Origin of the sequence: Xanthomonas sp. GPE 39 (assembly GCF_000963005.1) — a bacterium.
Taxonomy (GTDB): Bacteria; Pseudomonadota; Gammaproteobacteria; order Xanthomonadales; family Xanthomonadaceae; genus Xanthomonas_A.
Genome location: NZ_JZHZ01000007.1, coordinates 1,625,787 through 1,638,953, shown reverse-complemented (window position 1 = coordinate 1,638,953; position 13,167 = coordinate 1,625,787). Strand labels below are relative to the sequence as shown.

The 13,167-nt window shown below is 64.8% G+C and carries 16 protein-coding genes; 11 read left to right on the top strand and 5 right to left on the bottom strand.

Going from position 1 to position 13,167, the window contains the following annotated elements; all coding sequences use genetic code 11:
- The first annotated feature begins 209 nt into the window (after positions 1–209).
- The 7 genes from traJ (at position 210) to XALGPE39_RS06820 (ending at position 5,916) form a co-directional block, all read left to right on the top strand.
- Complete coding sequence (gene traJ, locus XALGPE39_RS06850; protein WP_045727529.1) at positions 210–584, top strand: conjugal transfer transcriptional regulator TraJ; 375 nt, start codon at positions 210–212, stop codon at positions 582–584.
- A gap of 34 nt (positions 585–618) precedes the next feature.
- Entirely contained in the window at positions 619–2,421 is a 1,803-nt protein-coding gene (traI, locus tag XALGPE39_RS06845) for a TraI/MobA(P) family conjugative relaxase (RefSeq protein ID WP_045727528.1), read from the top strand.
- A 209-nt stretch (positions 2,422–2,630) separates the two neighbouring features.
- Positions 2,631–3,416: a P-type conjugative transfer protein TrbJ gene (gene trbJ, locus XALGPE39_RS06840; RefSeq protein WP_045729036.1), complete on the top strand. Its 786-nt coding sequence runs from the start codon at positions 2,631–2,633 to the stop codon at positions 3,414–3,416.
- Positions 3,417–3,431: 15 nt separating this feature from the next.
- A complete protein-coding gene (gene trbK, locus XALGPE39_RS06835) occupies positions 3,432–3,701 on the top strand; it encodes an entry exclusion lipoprotein TrbK (protein ID WP_045727527.1) in 270 nt (89 codons plus the stop codon).
- Positions 3,698–5,359, top strand: coding sequence for a P-type conjugative transfer protein TrbL (gene trbL, locus XALGPE39_RS06830; RefSeq protein WP_045727526.1), 1,662 nt, complete (start codon positions 3,698–3,700; stop codon positions 5,357–5,359). The genes trbK and trbL overlap by 4 nt, the downstream gene beginning before the upstream one ends.
- Positions 5,360–5,361: 2 nt before the next feature.
- Complete coding sequence (locus XALGPE39_RS06825; protein WP_017160323.1) at positions 5,362–5,619, top strand: hypothetical protein; 258 nt, start codon at positions 5,362–5,364, stop codon at positions 5,617–5,619.
- A 63-nt stretch (positions 5,620–5,682) separates the two neighbouring features.
- Positions 5,683–5,916: a type I toxin-antitoxin system ptaRNA1 family toxin gene (locus XALGPE39_RS06820; protein WP_045727525.1), complete on the top strand. Its 234-nt coding sequence runs from the start codon at positions 5,683–5,685 to the stop codon at positions 5,914–5,916.
- A gap of 218 nt (positions 5,917–6,134) precedes the next feature.
- Here XALGPE39_RS06820 and XALGPE39_RS06815 read toward each other — a convergent pair whose 3' ends face one another.
- The 5 genes from XALGPE39_RS06815 to dcm are packed head-to-tail and all read right to left on the bottom strand — an operon-like array spanning position 6,135 to position 9,181.
- Positions 6,135–6,491, bottom strand: coding sequence for a transcriptional regulator (locus XALGPE39_RS06815; protein WP_045727524.1), 357 nt, complete (start codon positions 6,489–6,491; stop codon positions 6,135–6,137).
- Complete coding sequence (locus XALGPE39_RS16075; protein WP_162836126.1) at positions 6,488–6,664, bottom strand: hypothetical protein; 177 nt, start codon at positions 6,662–6,664, stop codon at positions 6,488–6,490. Before XALGPE39_RS16075 ends, XALGPE39_RS06815 begins: the two co-directional genes overlap by 4 nt.
- Entirely contained in the window at positions 6,661–7,071 is a 411-nt protein-coding gene (locus XALGPE39_RS06810; RefSeq protein WP_235429768.1) for a very short patch repair endonuclease, read from the bottom strand. Before XALGPE39_RS06810 ends, XALGPE39_RS16075 begins: the two co-directional genes overlap by 4 nt.
- Positions 7,072–7,078: 7 nt before the next feature.
- The gene (locus XALGPE39_RS15165; protein ID WP_235429767.1) at positions 7,079–8,023 is read right to left on the bottom strand and encodes an Eco29kI family restriction endonuclease; all 945 of its coding nucleotides are present in this window, start codon (positions 8,021–8,023) and stop codon (positions 7,079–7,081) included.
- Positions 8,024–9,181, bottom strand: coding sequence for a DNA (cytosine-5-)-methyltransferase (gene dcm, locus XALGPE39_RS06795; RefSeq protein WP_045727523.1), 1,158 nt, complete (start codon positions 9,179–9,181; stop codon positions 8,024–8,026).
- On the opposite strand from dcm, the gene XALGPE39_RS16410 reads away from it, so the two are divergent.
- From XALGPE39_RS16410 to XALGPE39_RS06775, 4 genes are all read left to right on the top strand, one after another.
- The gene (locus XALGPE39_RS16410) at positions 9,159–9,485 is read left to right on the top strand and encodes a hypothetical protein (protein WP_235429766.1); all 327 of its coding nucleotides are present in this window, start codon (positions 9,159–9,161) and stop codon (positions 9,483–9,485) included. The two genes, dcm and XALGPE39_RS16410, sit on opposite strands and share 23 nt — an antisense overlap.
- A gap of 88 nt (positions 9,486–9,573) precedes the next feature.
- Positions 9,574–10,308 (top strand): recombinase family protein, encoded by a 735-nt coding sequence (locus tag XALGPE39_RS06785; protein ID WP_045727522.1) that lies wholly within the window; start codon positions 9,574–9,576, stop codon positions 10,306–10,308.
- Positions 10,305–10,538, top strand: a complete 234-nt coding sequence (locus XALGPE39_RS06780; RefSeq protein WP_045727521.1) for a hypothetical protein — start codon at positions 10,305–10,307, stop codon at positions 10,536–10,538. The genes XALGPE39_RS06785 and XALGPE39_RS06780 overlap by 4 nt, the downstream gene beginning before the upstream one ends.
- Positions 10,535–13,141 (top strand): AAA family ATPase, encoded by a 2,607-nt coding sequence (locus tag XALGPE39_RS06775; protein WP_045727520.1) that lies wholly within the window; start codon positions 10,535–10,537, stop codon positions 13,139–13,141. The genes XALGPE39_RS06780 and XALGPE39_RS06775 overlap by 4 nt, the downstream gene beginning before the upstream one ends.
- Positions 13,142–13,167: the final 26 nt, after the last annotated feature.

Here is a 13,167-nt window from a genome sequence, read left to right as displayed (position 1 = left end):
GCGCATCAGCAGCGCATGCACAGCGACAGATTCGAGGTGCTTTCCGTGGAGTAATCAACGCCGCGATGCGGGCAGGATGTGTGAAGTAGGCCCACCGCGCAAGCGCGGTGTTCCCCTTCACTTTCCCTTATTCGCGCCTACGGCGCTCAACGGGCATCCTGCTCTGCGAGGCATCCGGCGACCGCCGGCAACGACATGAGGACGCCAAGATGGAGGCCAACGAAAACAAGGTGACGAGGAAGGGCAGCCCGCCCATCAAGGTCTATTGCCTGCCCGAAGAGCGGGCAGAGATCGAGGCGAACGCCAAGCGGGCCGGCGTCAGCGTAGCGCGCTATCTGCGCGACGTGGGCCAGGGCTACCAGGTTAAGGGGGTCATGGACTATCAGCACGTGCGCGAGCTGGTGCGCGTCAACGGCGACCTTGGCCGCCTTGGCGGCTTGCTCAAACTTTGGCTGACCGATGATGCGCGCACGGCGAAATTCAGCGCGGCGACCATTTTGGCGTTGCTGGGCCGGATCGAAGCCACCCAGGACGAAATGAGCCGGCTCATGAAGTCCGTGGTGCAGCCGAGGGCAGAGCCTTGAGCGTTTTAGCGGCTAAAAAGCCGGAGGCCGGCCGATGATCGCCAAGCACGTGCCTATGCGTTCGCTGGGCAAGTCCGACTTCGCCGGCCTGGTGAACTACGTTACCGACGCGCAGAGCAAGGATCACCGGCTGGGCCAGGTGCAAATCACGAACTGCGATGCCGTGTCGGTGCAGGACGCCATCACGGAGGTTCTGGCGACCCAGCACACGAACACGCGGGCCAAGGGAGACAAGACCTATCACCTGATCGTCAGCTTCCGGGCCGGCGAGCAGCCCAGCGCCGACACCCTGCGCGCGATTGAGGAACGTATCTGCGCCGGGCTGGGCTACGGCGAACACCAGCGCGTCAGTGCCGTTCACAACGACACCGACAACCTGCACATCCACATCGCCATCAACAAGATTCAACGGACGCGGCACACGATGCACGAGCCGTACTACTCGCACCGGGCGCTGGCGGAACTCTGCACGACCTTGGAACACGACTACGGCCTGGAGCGCGACAACCACGAGCCGCGCCGGCGCGGCGCGGAGGGGCGGGCCGCCGACATGGAGCGGCATTCCGGCCAAGAAAGCCTGTCCGGCTGGATCAAACGTGAATGCTTGGCCGAGATCAAGAGTGCGGCGAGTTGGGCCGAACTGCACCAGGTCATGCGTGAGAACGGCCTGACGTTGCGCGCCCGAGGCAATGGCCTGGTCATCGAAGCCGGCGACGGCACCACGATCAAGGCCAGCACCGTCGCCCGTGACCTGTCCAAGTCGGCGCTGGAGAAGCGTTTCGGGGTCTTCGAGGCTTCGCCCGAGCATCAGGCCGCGCCGACGCGGCGCGGCTATCAGAAGGGCCAGCCGATGCGCTTGCGTGGTGGGCTGGACACGACTGAGCTTTACGCCCGGTACAAGGACGCACAGCAGGGCCTCACGGCGACCAGGGCCGGCGCACTGGCCGAGGCGAAGCGCCAGAAAGACAAGGCCGTGGAGAACGCCAAGAAGGCGGCGGCGATGAGGCGGGCGGCGATCAAGCACCTGACCGATGGCCGGCTGACCAAGCGACTGCTGTACGGCCAGGCCAGCGCGGCACTGCGCGCCGATCTGGCGGCGATCCACGAGCGCCACGACCACGAACAGGCAGCTATCTACCAAGCGCACAGCCGGCGCACGTGGGCTGACTGGCTCAAGCAACAGGCAATGGCCGGCGATGGCCAGGCCATCGATGCCTTGCGTGCCCGTGAGGCAGGCCAGAGCCTCAAGGGGAACACTCTTCAGGGCGAGGGCGTGGCGAAGCCCGACGGTGTCCCGGTGATCGACAACATCACGAAGAAGGGCACCATCATCTATCGTGCGGGCAGTTCGGCCGTGCGTGATGACGGCGAGCGTCTCGCCGTATCCCGCGAGGCCGACCGAGCCGGCGTGCTGGCTGCCTTGCGCATGGCGATGGAGCGTTACGGCGAACGCATCACCGTCAGCGGCAGCGTGGCGTTCAAGGCCACCGCGATCCGGGCGGCCGTGGAAGCGCGGCTGCCCATCGTCTTCACCGATCCGATCCTGGAGCGTCGGCGGCTGGTCGAGGCCGCGAAGGCTCAGGCCAGAGTCCGTCCCGGCGCGCCACCTGTCGGCCGGCAACCACCGCCGCATCGTCGGCATGGCCTGCACACGCTGGGCCAGCTCGGCGGTCTGTACATCGAGGGCGGAGCCCAGCGGCCGACGCAAGCACCGATGCCAGCCAAAGTACGACCATCAGCACCGTCCGAACTGGCGCAGCGCGAGGCGCGGCTACGGGCGCAGATGGAGGCCAAGAGGGCCAAACGCCAAGAGAACGGCAAGGGGCGTGGTCGATGACGAGCGCTTTCACTCTCTGGGAGGCGCAGTGCGAGCTTCCCCATACACCGATGTTCAACACAAATGGCCGGGCGCTACGGTGTCGCTCAGGTCGGGGTACCGGGACAGCGATACGGCGTGCTGTCTCTGTGATGGCCCAACGCCGCCAGTTGCCGACAAGGCAGCAGGCCGGCGCAGCGCAGCCGCTCATCACATCGAGGTATTCGACCATGAAACACGTCCGCCTTTTAGCGGCTAAAACCGCGCTCGCCGTTGCCCTGGCCGGCAGCATCATCATCACCCCGGCGCAAGCCGGCATTCCCGTCATCGACGGCGGGAACCTGGTGCAGAACGTCATGACGGCCATCGAGTCGGTGGCGCAGACGCTCAAGCAAATCGAGCAGTACCAAACCCAGCTCCAGCAGTACGAAAACATGATCCAGAACACGGTCGCGCCGGCGGCCTATATCTGGGATCAGGCGCAGTCCACGATCAACGGGCTGATGAATGCCGTCAACACGCTGGACTACTACCGGAACCAGCTCGGCAGCCTGGACAGCTACCTGGGCAAGTTCCAGGACGTGGCCTATTACCGTGGCTCGCCGTGCTTCTCGGCCGCCGGATGCTCGGATGCCGAGCGCGCCGCGATGGAGCAGAACCGCAACCTGGCGAGCGAGAGCCAGAAGAAGGCGAACGACGCGCTTTTCAAGGGCCTGGAGCAGCAGCAGCGCAACCTTACCGCCGACGCTCGCCAGCTCGAACGGCTCCAGTCGGCCGCGCAAGGCGCGACCGGCCAGATGCAGGCCATCGGTTTCGCCAACCAGCTCGCAGCCAACCAGGCAAACCAGCTTCTGCAAATCCGTGGCTTGCTGATCGCGCAGCAGAACGCCGCGACGGCCAGGATGCAGGCCCAGGCCGACCTTGAGGCGCAACAGCAGGCCGCCGGCGCGACTTCCAGGGAATCCAGGATCGAGCGCACGGCCAGCCCGAGAAACTGGCTCGAACTGACCCGCTGACGGAGGCCCTGCACCATGAAGAAAACGATGCTGCTTGCCGGCTTCGTGGTGGTGCTGGTGGCTGGCTGCGACAACAAGCCGGCCATCCCGCCCATGCCCGAGGTCAATAACACCAATTGCCAGATCGAGGCGATCAAGAAGATCGAGGACAGGGCCACGCGCGAGAAATTCGCCGGGTTGTGCTCGCGCCGGTCGCCGACCGCCGGCGGCATCGTGCCGACCGAGAAGCCCATGAACTGGCTCGAACTGGCCGACCCGAAAGACCAGAAGGAGGCGAAGCCATGAAAGCACTGCACAAGGCGGCGCTGATCGGCGTCACGCTCGCGCTCTACTCCACCGCCGCATCGGCCCAGCTCACCAACCAAGGGATGCTTGACCAGGTAGTGACGGAGTTCGCCACGCGGGCCACATCCTGGCAGACGGTGGTGATGAATGCCGCCATGTTCCTGTTCTGGATACTGGGCACGATCTCGCTGGTTTTCACGTTCGGCTTCATGGCGCTACGCAAGGCCGACATTGGCGAGTTCTTCGCCGAGTTCATCCGCTTCATTCTGTTCTTCGGCTTCTTCCTCTGGCTGCTGCGCAACGGCCCGGCCTTCGCCAATTCGATCATCCAGTCACTGGCCCGGATCGGTGAGCAGGCGTCCGGGGTGGCATCGGTGACGCCCTCCGGCATCGTGGATATCGGCTTCATGATCTTGAAGCAGGCATTCAGGAACTCGTCGATCTGGTCGCCCGTGGATAGCTTCATCGGTGTGGCCTTGAGCGTCGGCATCCTGATCCTGCTGGCCGTTGTTGCTGTGAATATGCTGCTGCTGCTCGTCTCGGGCTGGCTGCTGATGTACGCCGGCATCTTCTTCCTCGGCTTCGGCGGCTCGCGTTGGACGTCCGACATGGCGATCAACTACTACAAGACCGTGCTGGGCGTGGCCGTGCAGATCATGACGATGGTGCTCCTGGTCGGCATCGGGAACGACCTGCTTTCCAGTTTCTACGCCAGGATGAACACCGGCACGCTGAATTTTGAAGAGCTGGGCGTGATGCTGGTTTTCTGCGTGGCGCTGCTCATGCTGGTCAATCGTGTTCCTCCCCTTGTCGCTGGCGTTATCACAGGCTCGGGCATCGGTGGCGCTGGCGGCATTGGTAACTTCGGGGCAGGCGCTGCCATCGGTGCGGCTATGGGCGCTGCGGGCATGGCCGCCGGTGCGGCGAGCGCGGCCGGTGCGGCCGTGATGGGCGGTGCAGCGTCGGCCGCTGGCGGCATATCGGCGGTCAAGGCAGCGTTTGAGAAAGCAGGGGCGAGCGCCAGCGGTGAATCGGGCGGAATGCCCATGCTTGGCGGTGGCGCTGGCTCCGGCAGTGATGCCGGCTCGTTTGCGCAAGCGGCGGGCTTTGGTGGCGGTTCAGGCTCAGGCGGGGGAACTACTACACCACTTGCACAGGCCGCCGGTTTCGGCAGCAGCTCGGGCAGCGGTGCCAGCGGATCGGGTGGTCGCAATGGGCAGCAGTCCAGTAAATCGGATGGAGGTTCCAGCTCGAAGGGAGGCAGCAGCGACACCGGCGCGAAAGCCTCGCAAGGCGGCCAGCAGGCAGCACCAGGCAGCACCGGCCCCGGCTTGCTGGCCTCGGCCGCTGCGGCGCTCGGTACGGCGGGCCGCGTGACGGCCGACGCCGGCGCGAACCTGGTGCAAGGCGTTGGCGAGGTTGCCAAGGCCAAGGCCGCCAACATCCGCGACGCCGCTGTCGAACGCATCGCAGACACCACCGGCGGGAAGATCGCGGCGGCTATCCGAGCCAGCGCAGAGAGCGACCAGGCCGCCGCTGTCGAGTCGGTGCCGACATTCGGCGGCAACAACCTGGCAGGGGCCGATTCGGCCGCTGCTGATCCTGATGATGAAGTGGCCGCGTTCGCCAACCGCGAGCACGGTAAATCGGAGGCGTGACCATGAAACGCAGTGGCTTTTTCGACTGCCTGGCGCTCGACCAGGTGCAGCGGCTGGCAGTGGAGTTTGAGCAGCCTGGCGATCAATCAACCGAGCTTGATGCAGCGGCGGAAGTTTCGGCCTTTGTTGATCGCTCTGCTCCGTCTGCCATCGAGGCCACCAGGCCGGCGCCCAGGTCATCGAGCAACAGCTACAGCGGCAGCAATAGGAACACGCCGCTGGCCGAGGCCGCCGGCATCTACAGCAGCGGTCAGCGATAAGGCGCGCCGGCCGGCGTGGGGCCGGCCGACACTTCCACAACCCACCTACTACAGAGGTGAATCATGGCAACTTTGAATCCTACCAATGCAATCGCAACCCAGGCAGTTCATCATGCGGCCGCGCAGCTCGCGGCCCTGGACTGGATCGACCAAGAGGCGGCACGACAGCTCTCACCAATGGCCGAGGCCGTCGCCAATATGTTCATGGTGCTGTACTACCAAGCCGAGACGGGCCAGGCCACGCGGGACGATTTCCATCAGGCCCTGGAAGCGGTGCGGCAGTCACTCGCCGCGTAGGCTCCACCAAGAACGACAAGGGCGGCCAGCGGCCGCCCTTGTCGTTTTTGAGTCTGCATCGCCGTTTCCGACGATGCGCGCCGGCGTGCTCGAGCATCGCCAGATCGAGCGATGACGGCCGCCCTGCGCCTTTCCCTTGGCGTGGATCTCGCATCGTCATTTCCGGCGATGAGATCCACCTGCAGCACCGCCAGAAATGGCGATGCTGGCCAGCTTCGCTATTTGAGGCCGTGCATGACCCGCGCACGTGCCGCAACTTCGTGGGCGTGCGCGATATAGGTCGGGTCGCCGGTGGCTTCCGCATCGGCCAGGAGCGCGGCCACGGCCTCAGCATTGGTCAGGTGTTCGGCTGGGTCGAAGGACGTCAGCACTTCACGGCCGACCGCTGGCGCATCCAGCCATTCCCGTTCCTGCGCGGCCAGCTCGGCCGAAGGGTCGCATTGGGCCAGCAGCTCATCGAGCGTGTAGCGCACCCGGTCAGCCAAGACGGCGCGGGCCGGGTCGGCCTTCAATGCGTCATGGGCCGGGCCGGCTGTCTTATGCAGCCAGCTTTCTAGGTTCTTCAGGTCGGTCATCGGCGGGCCTCATCGAGCCAGGCCAGCACTGCGGCGTCACGGGCGGCCACGCGGGCCATCAGCTCGCGCACCAGGGCGGCCAGGCTCATGCCGTGCGCTACTGCGACGGTGGTGGCTTCGGATTTCACGGCCACAGGAACGGCGGCGCTGATGGTGGCGTTCTTTTCGCTCATACCTTTCCCTTCTCTTTGATGCGCGCTGCCAGCGCGGCGAGGCGCTGCGCGTCGCGCGTTTCGCACTCCCAGATTACCAGTGGTGTCCAGCCAGCCGCTTCTAGCTCGACCATATGGCGCGCGTCGCGCGCGACGTTCCCTGCCAGCTTCGGCTCCCAGAAGTCCAGACGGGATTTCGGCATGCGGGCCGCAGTACAGCCAGGATGCTGGTGCCAGAAGCAGCCATGCACGAACAGCGCAATCCGGCGTGATGGAAACACCAGATCAGGCGCGCCAGGCAAGCGCCGATCATGGAGACGGTAGCGCAGGCCGGTGGCATGTAGTGCCTTGCGCACGCGCATTTCCGGCTTGGTGTCGCGCCCCCGGATGAGCGCCATTTGCGCGCTGCGGGCGGGATCGACCGCCACGCCTGGCTTACTCCGTGGGCGGAAGCTCGCCGCTGACGGCGGCCGCCACCGCATCATCATCGTCCACGACCTCAGCCGGGGTCATGGCCGCGTTCTGGACGAAGGCGCTCAGGAATCCACGCACGATGCGCGCCCGGCTGCGATGAGGCGGGTTGGCCGCGAAGTGCTCCGCGATCCGCGCGGTGATGACCTCCGGGGACATTTTGTCTTCGAGGCTTTCGGCCATCGCCCAGCTTCGGCCGGGGTGCATCACGTCCCACGGTGAACGCTTATTCGCGCGCGTGGTGGCCGAGTCACCATGCTTGCTGATTCCCCAGCAGATACCCATTTCGTTGTTCCAGATCGGCCGGAAGGTGCCAATCAGGTGCCGTTCGGCGACAAGCTGCGCATTGGTGGCGCAGACCAAGCGGTGACAGGTGAAATCGTCCACCTTGAGCGGGTGCGGCAGGCCCTGGGCGGTGGCGTAGTCGCCCACCGTCTTGATCATCCGGCGGTGATCGGCCAGACGGCCGTAAAGCTGCGGCCCCTGTTCGCGCGACGTGCGCGCGTCCGCGCTCTTGGGGTCGGCCTTGCCAACATAGATGGGCGTTTCGGTGCCCGACACGGCGGCATAGGCCGGATGATCGCCGTGGTAATAAATTGCATAGACGCCGGAGCCGTAGGTGCGCGCGATGCGCGCCAGCGGCACCCTGTCCTGGGCGACCAGGGCCAGCGCCACGAGACGGCCGGCGGTGTCCGGGTTGGCGGGATCGAACGAGGCGCCCGGTTCCTTGATCGGATCAAGGTTGCTTCGGGCTTCCTCGATCTCGCCCGTCAGCGCCAGCAGCTCGGCCATCGTCTTCGTGGCGGCCGGGCGTGACAGCGTGGGCAAGATTTCCCGCAGACGGGCCAGCCGCTCGCGCAGCTCGACAATTACCGTTTGCTCGGGGCGGAGTCTCGGAGCCTTCGCCATTCAGGCCGCCTCAATGTCGGATGCCGGCGCGGCGGCCAGCGTCTCGGCCATCCAAGTGCCCATCGCCTCGGCGAGCTGCGACGGCACGGCGTTGCCGAGCTGGCGCATGCTTTCCGTCCACGACCGCGGGAACTGGTAGGTATCGGGCAGGCCCTGCAAGCGGGCGGCCTCGCGCGTGGTGAAGTACCGCACGCTGCCATCGTCCCTAACCATCATGTTCTCGCCACCAGGCACGCCATGATCGCCCGCTTTCAGCGCCTTAGCGGGCTGATCGAGCGGGCTTCCGGTGTGGCCCGGATAGACGCGGGCACCGTCCTGAAAAACGTGATTGCTCTTCCCGTTCGGCTCGCCTAGGCCCATCAAGGCATCGCGGGTTGTCACCCAGGGCTTTCCCTTCGGTGCCATGCGCGAGGCGCGCAGTGCGCGAACCGCGGCGGCATCGGTGGAGGGGATGAGCGCATCGGCCGGCTGGCGCAGGCCGTGACGCTTCCAATACTCGCCGCTGACCCACTGATCCCACAGCAGCCGTTCGCGCGAGTGCGTGGGCATGGGCGCGGCCAGGCTATCGGCCAAGTCAGAGCGGATGCCGGCGACGATGACGCGATGGCGCTTCTGCGCGGCCCCGTAGTCGGCCGCGTTTACCTGAGCGACGATGACGCGATAGGCGGGGGCCAGGCGCGAGGCTTCCAGGCGGCGCGTGTGGCGCGCGTGATCCTCGCCGTCCAAGCGGGTGATTTCTGGATGGTGAAGGTGCGCGATGATCCAGCGCAGATAGTCGGCGAAGGCCGGCCGGGCCAGGCCGCGCACGTTCTCAAACAGGAAGCCGCGCGGGCGAATCTCGCGCACGGCCCGAATCACTTCCGGCCACATGTCGCGGTTGTCGCCTTGCCCCTTGTGCTTGCCGCCGATGGAGAAGGGTTGGCAGGGCGGGCCGCCGGCCACTAGGTCAAGACCGCCGAAGCGATGCCAAGTTACCTCGCGCACGTCCGCCTTTTCCAGCGGCCATTCGCTCACATGCTTGATGCGGCGGCGGCGGTTGTGCAGCACTGTTTCCACCGCGTCGCCGTTCCATTCCACCATCAATTCATGGTGGAAACCGGCGCGGGACAGACCCAGCGCCAAGCCGCCGCAGCCGGTGAATAGTTCGACGCTACGCATTCTGGCGTCCCTCTCTGAGATCAAGGGAGAACAGGGGGCCTTGCGCCTGTTCAATCAGGTTTTCCACAGCGCGACGCACCAGCCATGCAACCTTCACGCCGTTTTGTTCCGCAATGTGCTCCAGGTCGGTGTGCTGCTGGCGTGTCAGCGTGGTTGTGACCCTTACCGAATCTCGGCTGTCATTAACCATGTAATCGTCTCCTGCGGCAAATTGCTGCAAATTGCAGCAATTATGCCGCTTGCCCATCATCGGCGCAATGAAAAGATCGAGGTCTGGTTACAGATGGCGCATCAAGGCCCGTAGCCTGAGCCAGGCGCACATAGGTTGCACTTTCAAAAACGAGCTTGCCTGGTTAGTATAGGCGCATTCGGGTATGCCCAAAGGAGCCAGCATGAGCAGGACGAAGCCGGCGGCCACGCCGCTGGTGGCGCGGGTCTATCTGCGCGTCAGCACCGAAGCGCAAGACCTTGAACGCCAGGAAGGGATCATCACGGCCGCGAAGGCCGCCGGGTACTACGTGGCCGGCATCTACCGCGAGAAGGCATCCGGCGCACGCGCCGACCGGCCCGAGCTGCTGCGCATGGTGGCTGATCTGCAACCGGGCGAGGTGGTCATTGCCGAGAAGATCGACCGCATCAGCCGCTTACCTTTGCCAGAGGCCGAGCGCCTGGTGGCCTCGATCCGGGCCAAGGGCGCGCGCCTGGCTGTCCCTGGCGTGGTCGATCTATCCGACCTTGCGGCCGAGGCCCAGGGCGTTGCCAAGATCGTCCTGGAGTCCGTCCAGGACATGCTTTTGAAGCTGGCCCTACAGATGGCCCGCGACGACTACGAGGATCGGCGCGAGCGGCAGCGCCAGGGCATCGAGCTGGCCCGCCAGGCCGGGCGTTACAAGGGCCGCCGTGCTGACCCGAAGCGCCGCGCCCGGGTTGTCGCGCTGCGCAAGTCCGGCCACAGCATCAGCAAGACCGCCGAGCTGGCCGGGTGCAGTCCGGCCCAGGTGAAAAGGATTTGGGCCGAAGTTAGCCAAGCCGAGGCCGCGAAGCGCGGTGCGTTCGTTGAGGACGCCATCACGGAAGCCGACGCACTGGCCGCCTGCCAGGATAAACACCAGGAGGAGGTCGCATGACGAAGCTGCATCAGGAAGATCAAGACGAGCCGTTTTTCATCACCGAGGATGTGGCGGCCGAGATGGCCGCTGCCGGCTACGAGTTCAAGCCACCAGGCCATGCCAGAACGAAGAGCGTGCGCGACCTTTTCGGATGGCAATTCGGCGAGACGCTGGAGGAGGCCATACGCAGGCACCAGGGAAAGGCTGATGCAGCTAGCGAGTGCGAACGGAAAGGCGAAGGTGTATGACGACGGAAGCCGAGGCGTTCGCCAACATCCTTGCGTGGTCTGCTGATAGTCCTGGCTGGCAGCGCGACGCATTGCGCCGACTTGCAACGCAAGCGGCCCTGGAGGCGGCCGAGATCGACGAGCTGGCTTCCATCTGCAAGGGTGACAATCCGGCGGCCCCGCTGGAAGCGCGGCACCTTCGCGGCCTGAACCGCGATCAGGGGGAAGTCTATCTACGCCAGGTGCATGGAGTTCGGCATGTCAACGCCCTGGCTCCCGACCAGCGTCTGACGCTTCACCGTGTCGGTTTGACCATCATTTACGGCGACAACGGATCGGGAAAATCCGGCTACGCGCGGATTCTCAAGAAGGTGTGTCGCGCTCGTATGTCAGGCCGAGCAGAGGAAATCGCCCCCGACATCTATGACGCTGCGCCAGGCACGCCGAGCGCCACGATTGAATATGCGATCAGTGGCCAGAACCGCACTTGTGCTTGGCGGCTTGGACAGGCTGCCGACACTGCGCTTTCAGGCATCAGCGTGTTCGATTCTCGTACCGCGAATGTCCACGTTGATGATACGAATGACGTGGCTTACACGCCGTTTCCGCTCAAACTGTTGGGTGCGCTGGCGCAGCTCTGCAAGTCTGTAAAGGACAAGCTGGCAGCCGAGATTGCGCAGATAAAGGCGCAAACGCCCGAAGCGATCAAGACGCCGGCATGCAGCCGGGACACAGCGGTCGGCAAGCTCATGGCCCGGCTCACCTCCAGCACCGCGCCGGCGACGGTCGAAGAGTTGGCCACGCTCACGCAAGCAGAGCAAGACCGATTGGCGCAGCTCACGGCGGACTTGGCTGGTGATCCGGCTCGCGCGGCGCGCCAGCTTGTTGCGTTGAAGACCAAGGTTGAGGGGCACGTTGCGCGCCTGGATCGGCTGTTTGCTTCAATCAGCGACGATACCGCCAATAACCTGCGCCGCTTTGCCGTAGATAGCGATGCCGCACGCCGGGCAGCGGAAGCTGCCTCCAGTGCACTTTTCCGCGACGAACCGTTGCCGCAGATAGGGTCGGAGGTTTGGCAGGCGCTATGGGCCAGTGCCCGAGCATTTTCTGACGCGGAAGCCTATCCCGAACGGCGATTCCCCGTCACAGACCCCGGCAGCGTCTGCGTGCTTTGCCAGCAGGAATTGACGCCCGTTGCCGCTGACCGGCTCAATCGCTTCGAGGCTTTTGTGCGCGACGACAGCCAGCAACGTGCCGAGGCTGCGCGCGTCGCATACGACAGGGCGCTGGCAACGTTCAAGGGTGTGGCTGTTTCGTTGGCCGAGCTGGCGAACATTGTGGCAACCGTCCGCGACGAACTGCGCCAGGATGCCTTGGCGATGGAGATCAGGGGCGCGGCCCTGCGCGCCCTGTGGCGTCATCGCCAGATCACACGACGCCACGCAAGTCCAAGCGCCGCTATTGACGTGCCCGTTACGGAATATTCGCGTCAGGCGCTGGTCGATCAAGCAGCGGGTATTGAGACTCGGGCGAACGCCCTTGCCGCGGAGGCTGGCTCTCCAGCTCGCGTCGCCTTGCTTGCTGAAAAGGCCGAGCTTGTGGATCGGCAATGGCTTGGTGGCATCAAAGCCGATGTTCTCGCCGAAATCGAACGCCAGAAGAAAATTGCACGGCTTGAGGCGGCCCAGCGGGACACTGCTACCAACCGTGTCACCACAAAGAGCACCGAGATCGCTCAGGCTTTGGTGACGGACGCGCTACGCGCGCAATTTGCTCGCGAGGTGGCGAGTTTCGAGATTGCCGGCCTTGCGGTGGAGCTTCGCCAGCAAAATAGCGTTCAGGGCATTCCCCGATTCAAGGTCGCCCTTACCCGGAAGCCCGCCGCTGCGGTAGGACAGGTCTTGAGCGAAGGCGAGCATCGCTGCGTTGCGTTGGCCGCGTTCATGGCCGAACTCGCCACCACGGAAAACAAGTCCGGCATCGTCTTTGACGATCCCGTCTCCTCGCTCGACCACATGCACCGGGAGGCCGTAGCTAAACGCCTGGTTGCTGAGGCCGCTCATCGCCAGGTCATCGTCTTCACTCATGACCTTGCGTTCCTGTTCGAGTTGAATCGCGCGGCCGACGACGCGCAGCCTAAGCCGCCGGTTGCGATTAGCTCCATCAGTCGGGGGGCTGACAAGGCAGGCTTCTGCCGCAGCGAGCCGCCATTCAAAGCGCGTCGGGTCAGTGACATCACCACAAGTCTGAGCAACCAACTTGCCGGTGAACGCTACCATTTCGAGCAAGGCAATCAAGACGAGTGGCGAAAGTCCGTCAAATCCATCGCCGCAACGTTGCGCGATACGTGGGAGATCGCGGTTGAAGAAGCTGTCGGGCACGTCATCCGGCGGCTGTCCAACGAAGTGAAGACACCTGGCCTGGTCAAGCTGACCGCGATCACGGTTCCCGACTGCGAGGCCATGCGTGACGGCTTCGGTCGCTGTTCCGAGCTGCTGCACAGCGCCGCCGCTGCGTTGAACCGCCCGCTGCCGAGGCCAGAGACACTGACAGCGGAGATTGATACCTTGGCGGCCTGGGCGGACAGCCTTCGGCAGCGTCAGGGCGCTGCGAGGTTGCCCTGAATCCTTGGCGTCACCCAAGTGCTGTG

Excerpts from the sequence above, each read along its gene's own strand:
- traJ (WP_045727529.1), top strand. The coding sequence starts at position 210 with ATGGAGGCCAACGAAAACAAGGTGACGAGGAAGGGCAGCCCGCCCATC.
- traI (WP_045727528.1), top strand. The coding sequence starts at position 619 with ATGATCGCCAAGCACGTGCCTATGCGTTCGCTGGGCAAGTCCGACTTC.
- trbJ (WP_045729036.1), top strand. The coding sequence starts at position 2,631 with ATGAAACACGTCCGCCTTTTAGCGGCTAAAACCGCGCTCGCCGTTGCC.
- trbK (WP_045727527.1), top strand. The coding sequence starts at position 3,432 with ATGAAGAAAACGATGCTGCTTGCCGGCTTCGTGGTGGTGCTGGTGGCT.
- trbL (WP_045727526.1), top strand. The coding sequence starts at position 3,698 with ATGAAAGCACTGCACAAGGCGGCGCTGATCGGCGTCACGCTCGCGCTC.
- XALGPE39_RS06825 (WP_017160323.1), top strand. The coding sequence starts at position 5,362 with ATGAAACGCAGTGGCTTTTTCGACTGCCTGGCGCTCGACCAGGTGCAG.
- XALGPE39_RS06820 (WP_045727525.1), top strand. The coding sequence starts at position 5,683 with ATGGCAACTTTGAATCCTACCAATGCAATCGCAACCCAGGCAGTTCAT.
- XALGPE39_RS06815 (WP_045727524.1), bottom strand. The coding sequence starts at position 6,491 with ATGACCGACCTGAAGAACCTAGAAAGCTGGCTGCATAAGACAGCCGGC.
- XALGPE39_RS16075 (WP_162836126.1), bottom strand. The coding sequence starts at position 6,664 with ATGAGCGAAAAGAACGCCACCATCAGCGCCGCCGTTCCTGTGGCCGTG.
- XALGPE39_RS15165 (WP_235429767.1), bottom strand. The coding sequence starts at position 8,023 with ATGGCGAAGGCTCCGAGACTCCGCCCCGAGCAAACGGTAATTGTCGAG.
- dcm (WP_045727523.1), bottom strand. The coding sequence starts at position 9,181 with ATGCGTAGCGTCGAACTATTCACCGGCTGCGGCGGCTTGGCGCTGGGT.
- XALGPE39_RS06785 (WP_045727522.1), top strand. The coding sequence starts at position 9,574 with ATGAGCAGGACGAAGCCGGCGGCCACGCCGCTGGTGGCGCGGGTCTAT.
- XALGPE39_RS06780 (WP_045727521.1), top strand. The coding sequence starts at position 10,305 with ATGACGAAGCTGCATCAGGAAGATCAAGACGAGCCGTTTTTCATCACC.
- XALGPE39_RS06775 (WP_045727520.1), top strand. The coding sequence starts at position 10,535 with ATGACGACGGAAGCCGAGGCGTTCGCCAACATCCTTGCGTGGTCTGCT.